This is a genomic window from Pseudarthrobacter sp. J1738 (genome assembly GCF_050490315.1).
Lineage (GTDB): Bacteria > Actinomycetota > Actinomycetes > Actinomycetales > Micrococcaceae > JBNPEO01.
Genome location: NZ_JBNPEO010000002.1, coordinates 214,682 through 229,582 on the forward strand (window position 1 = coordinate 214,682; position 14,901 = coordinate 229,582).

The 14,901-nt window shown below is 56.9% G+C and carries 14 protein-coding genes and 2 tRNA genes; 6 read left to right on the forward strand and 10 right to left on the reverse strand.

Features of this window, described 5'->3' with window-relative positions:
- Nucleotides 1-43: 43 nt before the first annotated feature.
- The 6 genes from ACQR35_RS04605 to ACQR35_RS04630 form a co-directional block, all read right to left on the reverse strand.
- Nucleotides 44-658, reverse strand: a complete 615-nt coding sequence (locus tag ACQR35_RS04605) for a DsbA family protein (protein ID WP_430268244.1) — start codon at nucleotides 656-658, stop codon at nucleotides 44-46.
- Nucleotides 659-746: 88 nt separating this feature from the next.
- On the reverse strand, nucleotides 747-2,033 hold the full coding sequence (clpX, locus tag ACQR35_RS04610; protein WP_430268213.1) for an ATP-dependent Clp protease ATP-binding subunit ClpX: 1,287 nt from the start codon (nucleotides 2,031-2,033) through the stop codon (nucleotides 747-749).
- 148 nt (nucleotides 2,034-2,181) lie between these two features.
- Nucleotides 2,182-2,841 carry an ATP-dependent Clp protease proteolytic subunit gene (locus ACQR35_RS04615; RefSeq protein ID WP_430268212.1) on the reverse strand — a complete coding sequence of 220 codons (660 nt, stop codon included), beginning with the start codon at nucleotides 2,839-2,841 and terminating at the stop codon, nucleotides 2,182-2,184.
- Between the two features lie 39 nt (nucleotides 2,842-2,880).
- Nucleotides 2,881-3,477: an ATP-dependent Clp protease proteolytic subunit gene (locus ACQR35_RS04620; RefSeq protein WP_430268243.1), complete on the reverse strand. Its 597-nt coding sequence runs from the start codon at nucleotides 3,475-3,477 to the stop codon at nucleotides 2,881-2,883.
- A gap of 228 nt (nucleotides 3,478-3,705) precedes the next feature.
- Nucleotides 3,706-5,097, reverse strand: coding sequence for a trigger factor (tig, locus tag ACQR35_RS04625; RefSeq protein ID WP_430268211.1), 1,392 nt, complete (start codon nucleotides 5,095-5,097; stop codon nucleotides 3,706-3,708).
- 87 nt (nucleotides 5,098-5,184) lie between these two features.
- Nucleotides 5,185-5,259 (reverse strand) — tRNA-Pro (locus tag ACQR35_RS04630).
- A 266-nt stretch (nucleotides 5,260-5,525) separates the two neighbouring features.
- On the opposite strand from ACQR35_RS04630, the gene ACQR35_RS04635 reads away from it, so the two are divergent.
- Both ACQR35_RS04635 and ACQR35_RS04640 read left to right on the forward strand, forming a co-directional pair.
- Nucleotides 5,526-5,596, forward strand: a tRNA-Gly gene (locus tag ACQR35_RS04635).
- Between the two features lie 254 nt (nucleotides 5,597-5,850).
- On the forward strand, nucleotides 5,851-7,185 hold the full coding sequence (locus ACQR35_RS04640) for a D-alanyl-D-alanine carboxypeptidase family protein (RefSeq protein WP_430268210.1): 1,335 nt from the start codon (nucleotides 5,851-5,853) through the stop codon (nucleotides 7,183-7,185).
- Between the two features lie 2 nt (nucleotides 7,186-7,187).
- On the opposite strand, the gene ACQR35_RS04645 is transcribed toward ACQR35_RS04640, so the two are convergent.
- The 3 genes from ACQR35_RS04645 to ACQR35_RS04655 are packed head-to-tail and all read right to left on the reverse strand — an operon-like array spanning nucleotide 7,188 to nucleotide 9,622.
- On the reverse strand, nucleotides 7,188-8,105 hold the full coding sequence (locus ACQR35_RS04645) for an Fpg/Nei family DNA glycosylase (RefSeq protein WP_430268209.1): 918 nt from the start codon (nucleotides 8,103-8,105) through the stop codon (nucleotides 7,188-7,190).
- Complete coding sequence (locus ACQR35_RS04650; protein ID WP_430268208.1) at nucleotides 8,105-8,599, reverse strand: ribose-5-phosphate isomerase; 495 nt, start codon at nucleotides 8,597-8,599, stop codon at nucleotides 8,105-8,107. The genes ACQR35_RS04645 and ACQR35_RS04650 overlap by 1 nt, the downstream gene beginning before the upstream one ends.
- 45 nt (nucleotides 8,600-8,644) lie before the next feature.
- Nucleotides 8,645-9,622 (reverse strand): hypothetical protein, encoded by a 978-nt coding sequence (locus tag ACQR35_RS04655; protein WP_430269361.1) that lies wholly within the window; start codon nucleotides 9,620-9,622, stop codon nucleotides 8,645-8,647.
- A gap of 114 nt (nucleotides 9,623-9,736) precedes the next feature.
- Between ACQR35_RS04655 and pepN the strand changes: the two genes are divergently transcribed.
- The 4 genes from pepN (at nucleotide 9,737) to ACQR35_RS04675 (ending at nucleotide 14,151) form a co-directional block, all read left to right on the forward strand.
- Nucleotides 9,737-12,298 carry an aminopeptidase N gene (gene pepN / locus ACQR35_RS04660; RefSeq protein ID WP_430269362.1) on the forward strand — a complete coding sequence of 854 codons (2,562 nt, stop codon included), beginning with the start codon at nucleotides 9,737-9,739 and terminating at the stop codon, nucleotides 12,296-12,298.
- 110 nt (nucleotides 12,299-12,408) lie between these two features.
- Nucleotides 12,409-12,900 carry an OsmC family protein gene (locus ACQR35_RS04665; RefSeq protein ID WP_430269363.1) on the forward strand — a complete coding sequence of 164 codons (492 nt, stop codon included), beginning with the start codon at nucleotides 12,409-12,411 and terminating at the stop codon, nucleotides 12,898-12,900.
- Between the two features lie 151 nt (nucleotides 12,901-13,051).
- Nucleotides 13,052-13,678 carry a mechanosensitive ion channel family protein gene (locus ACQR35_RS04670; protein ID WP_430268242.1) on the forward strand — a complete coding sequence of 209 codons (627 nt, stop codon included), beginning with the start codon at nucleotides 13,052-13,054 and terminating at the stop codon, nucleotides 13,676-13,678.
- Complete coding sequence (locus ACQR35_RS04675; protein ID WP_430269364.1) at nucleotides 13,675-14,151, forward strand: globin; 477 nt, start codon at nucleotides 13,675-13,677, stop codon at nucleotides 14,149-14,151. Before ACQR35_RS04670 ends, ACQR35_RS04675 begins: the two co-directional genes overlap by 4 nt.
- Here the strand turns inward: ACQR35_RS04675 and ACQR35_RS04680 are convergent.
- Nucleotides 14,091-14,711: a hypothetical protein gene (locus tag ACQR35_RS04680; protein WP_430268241.1), complete on the reverse strand. Its 621-nt coding sequence runs from the start codon at nucleotides 14,709-14,711 to the stop codon at nucleotides 14,091-14,093. The two genes, ACQR35_RS04675 and ACQR35_RS04680, sit on opposite strands and share 61 nt — an antisense overlap.
- Nucleotides 14,712-14,901 lie beyond the last annotated feature (190 nt).

Sequence of the window (14,901 nt, forward strand, 5' to 3'; positions counted from 1 at the left end):
TTTATTTGATCAAGGCTTTTGGAGTAGTGTTCCAGCGGACGTCTTAGTCGAAGGACGGCATCTCGGTCCGGCTGCGCTTGATCTCAAAGAAGTACGGGAACTGCGCCAAGGTGACCGTAGCGTCCCAGATCTTGCCCGCCTCTTCACCCCGCGGAATACGGGTCAGCACGGGGCCAAAGAATGCAGTGCCGTTGAAAGACACCACCGGTGTTCCAACGTCCTGGCCCACAAGCGAAATGCCGGACTCATGGCTAGCCCGCAACGCATCGTCATACTCGTTGGAATCAGCAAAGCGTGCCAAGTCAGCCGGCAGTCCGGTGCTGGCCAGGGCCTTGCTAATCACGTCAGCGTGGTCTTTGTTGCCGTTGTTGTGAATTTCCGTGCCCATGGCATCGTAGAGCGGCTTGATGTACTCGGCGCCGTGCAATTCCTGAGCTGCGATGATGACACGAACTGGTCCCCATGCCTTGTCCATAAATGCGCGGTACTCTTCGTCCAAGTCGCGGCCGTCATTGAGCACAGCCAAGCTCATTACGTGCCAATTGGTGGTGATGTTGCGGACACTCTCCACTTCGCCGATCCACCGCGATGTCACCCAAGCAAAGGGGCAAACCGGGTCAAACCAAAAATCGGCAGTGTTGGATTCTGGAAGAGTCAAAACAGCTCCTGGGTTCAGTTCTTCACCACCAAAAAGCGGTGCGGGCACGACGGCGTTGACCTCCGTCGTCGTCAATCACAGCAAAAGATTACGCGGACTTATTCCGCCGTTTGGCCACCACATCATGGGCGATCAGCGTGGGCTGGGCCTTGTTCAGAACAACATCCTCGGTGACAACTGCTGTAGCGATGTCCTCACGGCTGGGGAGGTCAAACATCACCGGCAACAGCACTTCTTCCAAAATGGCGCGGAGACCACGAGCACCGGTCCCCCGCTCGAGTGCTTGATCAGCGATCGCGTCCAAGGCGGCGTCTTCAAATTCAAGTTCCACACCGTCCAGCAAGAACATTTTCTTATATTGCTTGATCAGTGCGTTCTTAGGCTCCGAGAGGATCTGGATCAGCGCTGTGCGGTCCAAGTTGGAGACGGTCGTGATCACGGGAAGCCGGCCAATAAACTCAGGGATCAGACCGAACTTGAGGAGGTCCTCGGGCATAACCTCCGCGTAGGAATCCACTTGGTCCCGTGCTTCATTGAGCGGGGCACCAAAGCCAATTCCCTTACGGCCCGAGCGCGAGCCAATGATCTCTTCCAGACCGGCGAAGGCGCCAGCCACAATAAAGAGCACGTTGGTGGTGTCGATCTGAATAAATTCTTGGTGCGGGTGCTTGCGCCCACCCTGCGGCGGAACCGAAGCAACGGTGCCCTCCAAGATCTTCAAAAGTGCCTGTTGAACACCTTCTCCTGAAACGTCACGGGTGATGGAAGGGTTCTCAGATTTACGCGAGATTTTGTCAATCTCATCGATGTAGATGATTCCCTGCTCAGCCTTTTTGACGTCATAGTCTGCGGCTTGGATCAGCTTGAGAAGAATGTTCTCAACGTCCTCGCCCACATAACCGGCCTCGGTGAGCGCCGTCGCATCGGCTACCGCGAACGGAACGTTCAAGCGGCGGGCAAGGGTTTGTGCAAGATAGGTCTTTCCACAACCGGTGGGGCCGATCAGCAAGATATTGGACTTGGCGATCTCAACGTCGTCGTGATGGCCCTCGGCCAAAGCGCCGCCCTTAGGAGCATGACCGGCCTGAATGCGCTTGTAATGGTTGTACACGGCGACGGCGAGTGAACGTTTGGCTGGTTCCTGACCAATAACGTATTCCTGCAGGAAGTCGAAAATCTCCCGCGGCTTAGGCAACTCGAAGTTTCCGAGGTCCGCTACTTCCGCGAGCTCCTCTTCGATGATCTCGTTGCACAATTCGATGCATTCGTCACAGATGTAAACACCAGGGCCAGCAATGAGCTTGCGCACTTGCTTCTGGCTTTTGCCACAAAAGGAACACTTCAGCAGATCCGTGCTTTCGCCGATCCGAGCCATAAATGAATCCCTTCGTGTACTACTGCTATTTACCGTCCACCTCGTAGACGACTATTTCTACTCTAAGACACCATGACGCGGGCGTCTGGTAAACAAACGCCGGTGGAGTCCAGATGAAGGACGCCACCGGCTTAAGTTTTTACAGTTCTTACTTGCTGATCGCCGTCGGCTTGATCTTCCGGGTCTCGAGAACCTGGTCAATCAGACCGTAATCGAGGGCTTCTGCCGCCGTCAGGATCTTGTCGCGCTCAATGTCATTGTTGACCTGCTCCGAAGTCCGGCCGGAGTGCAGGGCAAGAGTGTCCTCAAGCCAGGTGCGCATACGCATTACTTCGTTGGCCTGGATTTCCAGGTCAGAAGCCTGACCTCCCTGACCACCTGAGAGTGCCGGCTGGTGAATCAAAACGCGAGCGTTCGGCAGTGCCAGTCGCTTACCCGGAGTACCAGCTGCGAGCAGTACCGCTGCAGCCGATGCAGCCTGACCCAAGCACACCGTCTGAATTTCAGGGCGGATGTATTGCATGGTGTCGTAAATTGCCGTCATCGCGGTGAAAGAACCACCGGGCGAGTTGATGTACAAGGTGATGTCGCGGTCTGGGTCAGTGGACTCAAGGACCAAGAGCTGGGCCATGATGTCGTCTGCCGAAGCGTCGTCAACCTGAACACCGAGGAAGATGATGCGGTCCTCAAAGAGCTTGGTGTAAGGGTCTTGGCGCTTGAAGCCATAGGGTGTGCGCTCTTCGAACTGCGGCAATACATAGCGGCTCGTCGGCAAGTTGCCAGCGGACCATCCGAAGTTGTGGTTCATGTTCATTACTCCTGAATCTAAAAGTTTCGCTTCGGACGGTTACTTAGCAGCCGTACCGCCGCCACCGGATACCGTTCCAGCGCTTGCGGAGATCTTGTCGAAGAAGCCGTAAGCCAAGGCCTCTTCTGCTGTGAACCACTTGTCGCGGTCATTGTCCTTGAGGATGGTCTCCACGGTCTGGCCAGTCTGGTCTGCAGTGAGCTCGGCCATAACCTTCTTCATGTGCAAAATAAGTTCGGCCTGGATCTTAATGTCAGAGGCGGTACCGCCAATGCCGCCGGAAGGCTGGTGCATCAGGATACGAGCATTCGGTGTGGCGTAACGCTTGCCCTTGGTACCAGAGGACAGCAAGAACTGTCCCATGGAAGCGGCAAGACCTGTTGCCACTGTGACAACGTCATTCGGAATGAACTGCATGGTGTCGTAGATAGCCATACCGGCAGTCACTGATCCACCAGGCGAGTTGATGTAGAGGTAAATGTCCTTCTCAGGATCCTCAGCCGAGAGCAACAGCAATTGCGAGCAAATGGCGTTGGCGTTCTCGTCACGAACCTCTGAACCAAGCCAGATGATGCGCTCCTTGAGCAGGCGGTTGTAGATGTAGTTATCCTGGGCGGCCGGATCTACGCTGGCCATCCGGGGGCTGGATGCTTGCTGTGTCATGAGTGCTTACCTCTCGCTGGTGATGCTTTCATCACGAAAATTCACTACTTGGACACTAACTGTTTTGACCGCGCATTTGTTCGCCAAAAAGCCCCTGTTCGCTGACGGCGCACGATTGGCCAAACACAAAAGTGCCGCCCCAGATCAAAGGATCTGGGGCGGCACTTTAGACCTAGAAGGAACTAGCCTTCCACAGGACTACTAGAACTTGGCGGATGCAGGATCATCCGAGGCAACAGTCTCAGACTCTTCGCTGGCCTCATCAGTTGCCTCGGCTGCAGCAGCCTCAGCGGCGATCTCTTCACCGGAGCGTACAAAGTCGCTCAGGTCAACAGCGTTGCCTTCGGAGTCAGTAACCTCAGCCTTGCCCAAAACAACTGCAAGAGCCTTGCGACGGCGAACTTCAGCAACCATCATCGGAACCTGGCCGGACTGGTCGATCATCTGAGCGAACTGGTTCGGGTCCATGCCGTACTGGCTTGCAGTGCTCACGATGTAGTCGATGAGCTCGTTCTGGCTGACACCAACTTCTTCCTTGTCAGCAATGGCGTCAAGGATAACTTCGTTCTGGAAAGCACGCTCCGTGTTGGCCTTGACCTCTGCGCGGTGCTCTTCGGTGTCGTGCTCGGTGTCGCCGTGTGCGTTCTCAGAGGAGAAGTGGGACTCGAGCTGCTCTTCAACAACAGAAGCCGGAACCGGAACCTCAACCAGCTCAACGAGCTTGTCCAGGACCTTGTCGCGAGCCTCTACGCCCTGCTCAACAATCTTGGACTCAGCAGCCTGCTTGGCCAAGTCTTCGCGCAGTTCAGCGAGGGTGTCGAATTCGGAAGCCAGCTGAGCAAAGTCGTCATCAGCGGTGGGAAGCTCGCGCTCCTTGACAGTCTGGACTACAACCTTGACCTGAGCTGCTTCACCAGCGTGCTCGCCGCCTACCAAAGTGGTGTCGAAGATTGCGTCTTCGTCAGCGGACAGGCCGGTTACGGCCTCATCGAGGCCGTCCAGCATGGTGCCCGCACCGACCTGGTAGGAAAGGCCGGTTGCTGAGTCAACATCTTCGCCGTCGATGGTTGCGGTGATGTCGATGGTGAGGAAGTCCCCATCCTTAGCGGGACGGTCAACGGACTTCAGGGTACCGAAACGGCCGCGAAGTTCGTCCAAAGCGGTGTCGACGTCTGCGTCGGAAGACTCTGCTGCAGCTACATCAACTTTGATGCCTGCGTAGTCCGGGAGTTCGATTTCCGGGCGAACATCTACCTCTACGTGGAACTTCAAGACGCCATCGGTGGAGGTGGGGTCCGGAACTTCGGTGATTTCAACCTCAGGGCGGCTCAACGGACGGATTGCGGTTTCTTCGACAGCAGCCTGGTACCAGCCGTTGAGGCCGTCGTTGATAGCTGTCTCCAACACGTAGCCACGACCCACGCGCTGGTCAATCATTTTCGAGGGAACCTTGCCCTTACGGAAACCCGGCACCTGAATCTGGTTTGCAACAGTCTTGTAGGCCGCGTCAATGCTTGGCTTCAATTCCTCAAAAGGAACCTCAACGTCAAGCTTGACCCGAGTGGGCGTGAGGTTTTCGACAGCGCTCTTCACAGCGTAGAACTCCTGATTGGTTTCTGGGATAAGGTTCTGCGCCGCCGGACCGCAATCCGATACCGGCGGCAATAATGCCTCGCAGAGTCGGGGTGACAGGATTTGAACCTGCGACTTCCTGCTCCCAAAGCAGGCGCTCTAGCCAAGCTGAGCTACACCCCGTAAGTGCACAGGACAGTCTACGGGCAATTTGGCCGCAAATGCACATCTGTGTTCTACGAGCATCAACTTTACACGGTAAAGCAGCTTGCTTTGACCCATCCATTGCGTCCCAGCGAGAGCGCTACAACGCCGCTTCGAATGAAGTCAGCGGAAATACCGGAGGATTTCAGCGGCTGCGTAACAGCCACACCATCAGAGTGGATTTGCGCGGGAATCTGAGACGTTGCTATGCTCAGGGGGTTGCCGCGAGCCAGGCTCTGGCGCTCGGGGACGTAGCTTAATGGTAAAGCCTCAGTCTTCCAAACTGATTACGCGGGTTCGATTCCCGTCGTCCCCTCTTTTGCCTTATCGAATCGTTGAGATAATGCAGTATTGAGGAATTTGAATCACTTGCTCAATAGTCATTCCGGTTTATCCGGGATGACTATTTTCGTTTTTCGGCTCGTCTGCGCACGATCCTCCGCCCTTGGTTTCAGCTGGCACAAGTTTGAGCTGGCACACGTTTCAGCGGGCAAAAGGGTTTACGCCCCGTAGTCAGCGGCGTAGCTTGAGGATTGCAAACTCATTGGATTCTGTGGCCCGGGGGTCGCCATGTCTTCGCTTGGAAAACTTACTCGCACACTCACCACCCTTGGCACAGCTATGCTCTTGAGCGCAGGGTTCATAGCCGGCCCTGCCATGATCAGCACCGCAGAGGCCGCATCAGCCGGACCAGCCGCCATTGCCGCCGTCTACGCCAAGCCGGGTGTTGCCAGCAGACTCGGCGCCTCGAAGGCCCCCACCGCATGTAACTTGGTGAACTCCGGCTGCTATCGTTCCTTCACCATGGGGATCATCATCTGGAGCTCCAGCACCGGTGCGCAAATAGTGCACAGAGGAGCCATCCATACTCGTTGGGTGGCAGAGGGCTCAGAACACGGTACTTTGGGCTACCCCACCACCGCTGAATACTGCGGCCAGCGGAATTCAGGCTGCTATCAAAAATTTGCCAAAGGAAGCCTGTATTGGAGCGCCGCGTCTGGGGCAGTCCCCGTCCATGGCGCCATGTTGACACGCTATGCCTCCCTCAAGCTACACAACGGCTTTCTCGCTTACCCCGTTGCCACACAGAACTGTCGCTTGGTTCGCGGCGGGTGCAAGCAACAATTTCAAGGCGGTGTGATCTGGTGGCAGTCCGGGACCGGCGCGTGGAGCACTCATGGTGGTGCGATCCAGACAGCCTGGATCAACCAAGGCGGCGAGAAGGGCCGCCTTGGTTACCCCAAGACCAACGAGAACTGCACCAACGGCTACTGCAAACAGAGTTTTGAAGGCGGATACGTCGACTGGACTGCAAAGGCTGGGGCGCGCACGCATTTCAATGCCGCTGCTGCCCCCAGCGTGCCTGTGATCAACAAACGCCGTCCGCTCTCCCCCATCACTTATGGGCCGGCAGCCACTATCAACGTCTACGGTGCCACGATGGAGCGCACTGCTGGTTTAGCTATGCAGCGACTCATTGCTGCCGCCCGTGCCGCTGGTGCTGGAATGACAGCGGTTAGTGGTTACCGCAGCTACGCCACGCAGAAATCGCTCTACTACAACTATGTGGGCATGTACGGTCAGGCACAGGCTGACCTGATTTCAGCCCGGCCTGGTTATAGCGAACACCAAACCGGGCTGGTCCTAGACATCGGCGATTCGAGCGGCCAGTGTGGGCTGTTGCCGTGTTTTGAAAACACCCGTTCCGGTGCTTGGGCAAAGGCCAATGCGTGGCGGTACGGCTTTATTGTTCGCTACCCCAACGGCTATACCAACATCACCGGATATTCCTACGAACCATGGCATTTGCGATACGTAGGCACGCCATTGTCTACGGATATGCACATCCGCAAGATTCCCACACTTGAACAACGTTTCAGCTTGCCAGCAGCTCCCAGGTACTAAAACTAGTGCTGGCAGCTAGGGCACCAGTAGAGTTTCCGGGCGGCCGCTTCAGTGAGTGCCACAGCTGTGCCGCACTTTCTGCACGGTAACCCGATGCGTTTATAGACAAAGTGGGAGTCTTCTGGCGCGGCAAGGCCGTCAACCGCCAGCAACTCAGGTGACCAAAAGTCCGGTGGTGTGGTGATAATCCGCCCGTCCTTGACGCCGTCGGACATTAACCGTGTGGCATCTGCCCACAGCGCCGAGGCGGCGCTTTCACTCACCTCGGTACCTGGCACAAACGGATTAATACCGGCCCGGAACAACAGCTCTGCCCGGTAAATGTTGCCGATACCCGCGACCACACTTTGGTCCATTAACAACTGTCCGACGGCGGTACGTCGCCGCCGGAGACCGCCCACAAACCGCTGTTCGTCACCAGTTTGACCATGCAGCCCCGTTTGGCTGTGCAAGGGATCTGGCCCCAGCTTGGCCCGGCGCTCCGAGGCTTCCGGTTCAGTAATAACATCACAACGGCTGGCACCGCGCAGATCCGCCCAGCCGTGCTCAGAGACTAACCGGACACGAATAGCACCCCGCGGTTCTGGTGGCCCCTTATAAGGAGCACTGGACGTGTCCTCAAAAGATTCGCTCTCACCGATTTTCCGCGGCGCACCGATACTTGAAGCACCACTGAAAGTGGCGTCACCACCAAACTCCCAAGCACCGTAAAGTCCCAAGTGCACGTGCAAAACCAGCTGGTTCTCGAAGCCCAAAAAGAGTTGTTTGCCGTGCGCTTGAGCGTCCACTAGACGCTGGCCGTCAAGGAGTCGCGCGCCGTCCTTGAACCTGCCCTGCGGGCTGGAGGCGGCTAGCTGCTCACCTGCAAAAACGTCTGCAAACTGAATGGCCAAGCGTCGGACTGAATGCCCTTCAGGCACTAAGCGATGACCTCGCCAGTGGTCTCATACTGGGCAATCTTGCCGATTCGGCGCATGTGGCGTTCGTCGTGGCTGAACGGTTCTACCAAAAACGCTTCAATCAGTTGAGTAGCTTCCTCAACAGTGTGCTGACGCCCACCAACCGCAATAACGTTTGCGTCATTGTGCTCGCGAGCCAGACGTGCCGTGTCCAGATTCCAAGCCAGCGCTGCACGGATTCCCTTGACCTTGTTTGCGGCGATTTGTTCGCCATTACCGGATCCGCCCAAAACAATTCCGAGGGCGTGGACTCCGGCGCTTTGATCAGCAACCACTGCGAGCGCAGCGTTGATGCAGAAGGCCGGGTAGTCATCCAATGCGTCATATTCGGTGGGTCCGTGGTCAACCACTTCGTAGCCTTTGGCACTGAGGTGGCTCATGAGGTGGGCGCTAAGCTCCATCCCTGCGTGGTCAGTGGCAATGTGTACGCGGGGTGTGGTGGCAGTTGAAGTCACGGAACAATCCATTCGTTGAAGCCTGTGGTGTTGGTCTATAGCCTACTAGCGCCAAGCATTCAGATGCGCGGCGAGGGATTCTGCGTCCTCTGGTGTTTTGGTGCCGAGGACAGCGCTGCGTCCATCTGTGAAGTTCAGCATCACTCCAGCTCCGCTGCTGACCAGGATGGAGCGGCTGTTGTGGTGTAAGCGCGGCCCCCACCCGCCGTGATTGTTGGCATCCAGTGTTGTAGCCGTGGCCGAGTCGAGATGGCCGGCTTGGCTTTTGAGAAACGGCAGCACCCCGGCAATACGAATCTGCAGACGATCCTGATCCGCATAAATGCGGTAGAACAAACAGGCCGCAATCACTAGCGCTACCACGACCAGTAGCCCCGAAAGCCAGGGAACCAGCGGGACAAGCAGGGCTGCTGGCATCAAAAAACCAATCCCCAGCATCACAAAGATTGAGCTGCGCGCATGAACCCAAGATGACCATTGGTCATCTTCTGCTTCTGGATTCGCTTCCAAAAGGAGTTCACGTTCCAGTGCGCGGTCATCCGCTGGGCTCCATTTCTCGTCCGGTTTGTAGAGCATGCCCATCACCAGCGCGAGGGTCACGGCGGCTCCACTACCGAGCAGCAGCACCATGGTGTCAACGTGGGAGTTGCGGGCATCTGCCACATTGAGCTGGCCTACCAGTCCGGCGGCAAAAACTGTCACCAGGAAGAGGTCAGCAGCAATCCCTAGGGCCATCAGTATTCGTCTCATGACCACTGGTCTGGCTAGCGAGACGGTCTGCAAAAGCAGTGCCACCCCCACTAGAAGGATCGTGCCAACAGCCACCAGCATGTATGTTCCAAAGGGCACAAAAGCACGCGCGCCAGCACCGTCCCACATGATGGCTACGGGTGAGGGCAGCCTCGAGGAAAGGCTCGAGGTCGCAATAACAAACGCCGCACTCAACACCACCGGAAACCCGATGGCAAAACGCAGTGCACGGTGATCCCAGCGGGGTGCGCTGTTGATGCTTGGAGAGCTCATATGTCCACGTTATTCCAGCCGGGCTTGCTTGGCGCCCGATCAATGAAAGAATGATTTCATAGTGCCGCAGATCACTTGACTACGGCCCCACTCCCACTATTGGAGGAAGCCTTAATGCCAGGAATGAATCTGACCCGCGAGGAAGCCCGCGAGCGCGCCGAGCTACTGAACGTGGAGCAGTACAACGTCACGCTCGATTTGAGCCGCGGCGACCGTGTTTTCGGTTCCACCACGGTGGTTCGGTTCAAAGCAGTGGCTGGTTCGTCGTCGTTCATTGATGCGGTGACCGATTCCGTTGCCTCGGTAACGTTGAACGGCCGCGAGCTGGACCCGTCGGTGGTTTCCGATGGTGTGCGGATTGCTTTGCCTGATTTGGCTGCCGAGAATGAACTGACCATTGTGGCTGAGGCTCCGTATATGAACACCGGTGAGGGCCTGCACCGCTTTGTGGACCCCGTGGACTCAGAGGTATACCTCTACACACAATTTGAAGTCCCGGACTCTCGCCGCATGTTCGCCGTGTTTGAACAGCCCGATCTCAAAGCATCTTTCCAGTTCACCGTTACGGCGCCTTCCTACTGGAATGTCATCTCCAACTCCCCCACTCCAGAGCCAGTAGGCGCCGAGGCACGGGCCGACGGCGTTGCTTACTCAACGTGGGAGTTCGCACCTACCCGGCGTATTTCCTCATACATCACGGCGTTGATTGCCGGTCCATATGAGGGTGTTCACAGCGAAGTCACCAGCGCGGACGGCCGCACCGTTCCCTTGGGCGTGTTCGCCCGCAAGTCACTCATGCAGTACCTCGACGCCGAAAACATTTTTACGTTGACCCGCCAAGGCTTCGAATTCTACGAAAAGCAGTTCGGCACCCCGTACCCCTTCGAGAAATACGACCAGCTTTTTGTTCCGGAATTTAATGCTGGAGCCATGGAAAACGCTGGTGCCGTGACCATTCTTGAGGGCTACGTATTCCGCGGAAAAGTTACTGGTGCTCAGGTGGAACGCCGCGCCATTACCGTCCTGCACGAACTTGCACACATGTGGTTTGGCGATCTGGTCACCATGCGTTGGTGGAACGATCTGTGGCTCAACGAATCCTTTGCCGAGTACATGTCCCACTTGGCTGCTGTGGAGAATACAGAGTTTGAAGGCGCGTGGACTACTTTCGCTTCCGTGGAGAAGTCTTGGGCCTACCGCCAGGACCAGTTGCCCACAACGCACCCGATTTTCGCTGACATCAACGACTTGCAGGACGTTGAAGTGAACTTCGATGGCATCACCTACGCTAAGGGCGCATCAGTGCTTCGCCAGTTGGTTGCGTGGGTTGGACCGGAAGAGTTTATGTCTGGTGTGCGCGAGTATTTCCGCAAACACTCGTGGAAGAACACTGAACTCAGCGATCTGATGACCGAGTTAGAAATTTCTAGCGGCCGCGACCTGGATTCTTGGGGCAAACTCTGGCTTGAAACCGCTGGTGTTAACACACTCACACCTGAAATCACCGTTGACGCTGATGGCACCATCACCGCCTTTGACATTGTGCAGAGCGCGACGGCGGATCAGCCAACCATCCGGCCGCACCGTTTGGCAGTGGGCGGCTACTCCCTTGATGCCAAGGGCAAGCTGCGTTCGGTGAGCCGGGTGGAGCTGGACGTTGACGGCGAGCGCACGTCCGTCACCGAGCTGATCGGTACCAAGCGTGCCGAACTGATTCTGCTCAATGACGGCGACCTCGCCTACGCGAAGGTTCGCTTAGATCCTGAATCATTGACAGTGGCTAAGGCACATCTAAAGGACTTTGCTGATCCGTTGCCGCGCACCCTGGTATGGGCCTCGGCTTGGGATGCAGCCCGCGACGGCGAAACACCAGCACGTGAGTATGTTGACCTGATCTTGGCCAACATCGCCCACGAGTCTGATTCCTCAGTAGTTATGGTTCAGTTGCGGCAGCTTGTGACCACCTTGACCTTCTACGTTGCTGCCGAGCACCGGGCTGCAACCAAGGACAAGGCGGCGGGGGCGCTTTGGGATCTGGCACGGGCGGCTAAGGCTGGTTCGGATCACCAATTCCAGTTCGTCAAGAACTTCGCGCTACTGGCCAGCAACAGCACTCACTTGGATACTGTTGCAGCGCTCCTTGAAGGCACGGAGTCTCTGGAGGGCCTAGACATTGAGCAGGACCTGCGGTGGGAACTGCTGACCTCTTTGGTGGTTGGCGGGCGCTTAGGCGAAGCGGACATTGCCGAAGAGCTCACACGAGACAACACGGCAAGCGGCCAGAATGCTGCAGCTTTGGCCACGGCGGCTATCCCCACAGCCGAGGCCAAGGCCAAGGCGTGGAACTCAATTGTTGTTACTGGCGAGCTTTCCAACGCCTTCCAGGCCTCAGCGGTCAGCGGCTTCACTCGGGTACCAGACGTTGCTTTACTTGAGCCGTTTGCCGGCAAGTACTTTGCCTCGATCGAGGGAATCGTGAAGAACCGCACACTGGCTCTGGCACAGCAAATTGTGGTGGGCCTTTATCCCGCACAGCTGACCACTCAGGAAACCGTGGACGCGTCAGATGCTTTTATCGCTGGCCTCAGCGCTGATCAGGCACCGTTGCGTCGCATGATGCTTGAGAACCGCGACGGCGTTGCCCGAGCTTTGCGAGCCCGCGCGGCTGACGTCTAGGCCGCCTGACGGCTGACTTATCAGGAGCCGCTGGCCACTGGAATCTTCCGGCGACCAACGGCTCTTAGCGTCTGGCTCTTGGCATCTGGTGATAGTTCTAGACTGTCCCCATGAGTCTTGATCAGCACTACTATGCGGCAACCGTAACTTGGACTGGTAATCGTGGAACGGGAACCTCCTCCTACCGCGACTACGGGCGGGATCATGACATTGAATTCGCGGGGCTTCCCACTCTCAAGGGATCGGCCGATCCCACGTTCCGGGGCGATCCTCACCGTTATAACCCGGAGCAGCTCTTGCTCGCGGCACTGGCTCAATGCCACATGCTCTCCTACTTGCATGTTGCGGCTCAGAATGGTGTGGTGGTCACCGCTTATAGCGACCGCGCTGAAGGCGTCATGCGATTGAACCGTGATGGCAGTGGCGAGTTCACCTCAGTAACCCTTCATCCGCAGGTAAGCGTTGCTGACCCGGCCCACGCGGAAATAGCGCAGTCTTTGCATACGCGGGCCAATCAGTTGTGTTTTATTGCCCGCAGTGTAAATTTCCCCGTACATCACGAGCCCACCACTGACGTAGCTTCGGCTCCCGTCCAGGGCTAGGACTGGTCTCCAATTATCAGGATGTGCCTGGGCGAACGCCACGGCGCTAGGGTTGATATTGGACGGGTTCTCCCCGCCCGGCGAACACAAGACTGAAGACAAACTTGAGGAGTTGCTGCCCGGAATGCATTCCGTACTCAAAGCCGAACAAATGACCGCTCTCGGTGCCGCATCCGCTGATTTTGTGGGTGCAGTGATTGCGATCGTTGCTGGACTTCTGGTGTGGGCGATAGCAAGATTTTTGATCGCACGCATTACCAAACGGGCGGCCAACGGCACGGAGTTCTTCAAGAAGCGGCATTTTCGCTGGGCAGCTCCGGCGCTACGTGCGCTTGACCACGAGCGTCGGGTTCAACGAGCAGAGACCATTGGATCGTTGCTCAGCAGCGTTGTTGGCGTTCTTATCTCGATCATTGTGATCATCTACGTTTTGCAATCCCTAGGTGTAAACATTGCTCCCCTACTCACCAGCGTCGGCATTTTGGGTGTGGCAATTGGTTTTGGTGCCCAGCAGTTGATCCGAGACTTCCTCGCCGGAATTTTTATCACCATTGAGGACCAATACGGCATTGGGGACCTTATCGAGACCAGTGAAGTAGTGGGAACTGTTGAAGCGGTGGGTCTCCGCATCACACGCGTTCGTGGCGAAGACGGTGCTGTCTGGTATCTGCGCAACGGCGAAATCCTCCGAGTGGGTAACCGTTCGCAAGGAACCTACTCCCCGGTGATTGAAGCCACAGATAACCAACCCCATGAAGGACAGAAGGCCAGCGAATGAGCCAGCAATTGCCAATCCAACCTCAAGGAACCCCTGCACGGCCGAACCTGATGCAAAACGATCCGTTCAGCAAGCCTGGGTACACCGACAGCTTCTACGATGCCGTTGGCGGGCACCCCACCTTTGTGAAGTTGATCGACGTTTTTTACGACGGCGTGGCCGATGACGAGCTGTTGCGACCCATGTATCCGGAGGAAGATCTAGCTCCCGCCAAGCGCCGCTTTTTGATGTTCTTGGAACAATACTGGGGCGGGCCCACAACGTACGGCGAGGAACGTGGCCACCCCCGATTGCGTATGCGGCATATGCCCTTTGAGGTCACGCCCGAGGCGAAAGACCGATGGCTCAAGCACATGCACCATGCCATTGATTCTTTAGAGCTTTCGCCACTGCACGATGCAACCCTGAGGGATTATATGGACCGTGCTGCGTTGTCCATGGTTAATGCTGCAGCGCCGCGCACCAACACGTGACCCTGAGGGCTGCTCAGTCGCTGCCACCTGCCAGAGCTGAGCATGCTCAACTCTGTGCCGGGTACCAAGAAGCCCAGCGAGAAAGCGGCGAACGCAGCGCCGAGCGGTAGCTCACTCGTTTCCGAGAGTGGCCGGCTCCACACTGTGGCGCGGGCATTGTTCACGATTAGCGCCCCAGGCTGATCGGGGATGATCTCGGCAACCTCTTTCATGCCCGCCATAGCCAGGGCTTTGACGTCCTCAGACATTACGGCGCCCTGGGGCGTCCACGGACCGCGAGGTGCTGACACGCCAGCCCACGACGCAGCGGCTGTGACAACGGGAAGCGGCAATTCGACGTCGTTCTCCCCCAGCCGCGCCAAACGGTCCAGGACAGCCGAGATCGGTACGGTGATGTCCACTTGGGCATCAGAGGTGAGCGCCATCGTGCGTAAACCCAAAATAGTCGGGGTACCTTCTCCCAACAGCGTGGGTTTCAACACGCATACGTAGCAGGCCAAAACCCGTCCTTGAGCGAAGAGACGTACAGCACCGTCATCTACGGCTCGGGCGCGGGCCATGTAAGTCTGCAGGTCCCGAAGGTCGCCAGCATCGCTAAAAATCAAGGATTCGGATGGCAATTTCTCGTCGATTGGCACTATAGGACTCTAGCCGAGTACAGCAGCCAGACGCGAAGTAGGCCGTAACCAGCGTTCGAGGAACCAGAGGTTTACGGGCAGACACGAACTTTTGGGTAATCAGGCACTTTCG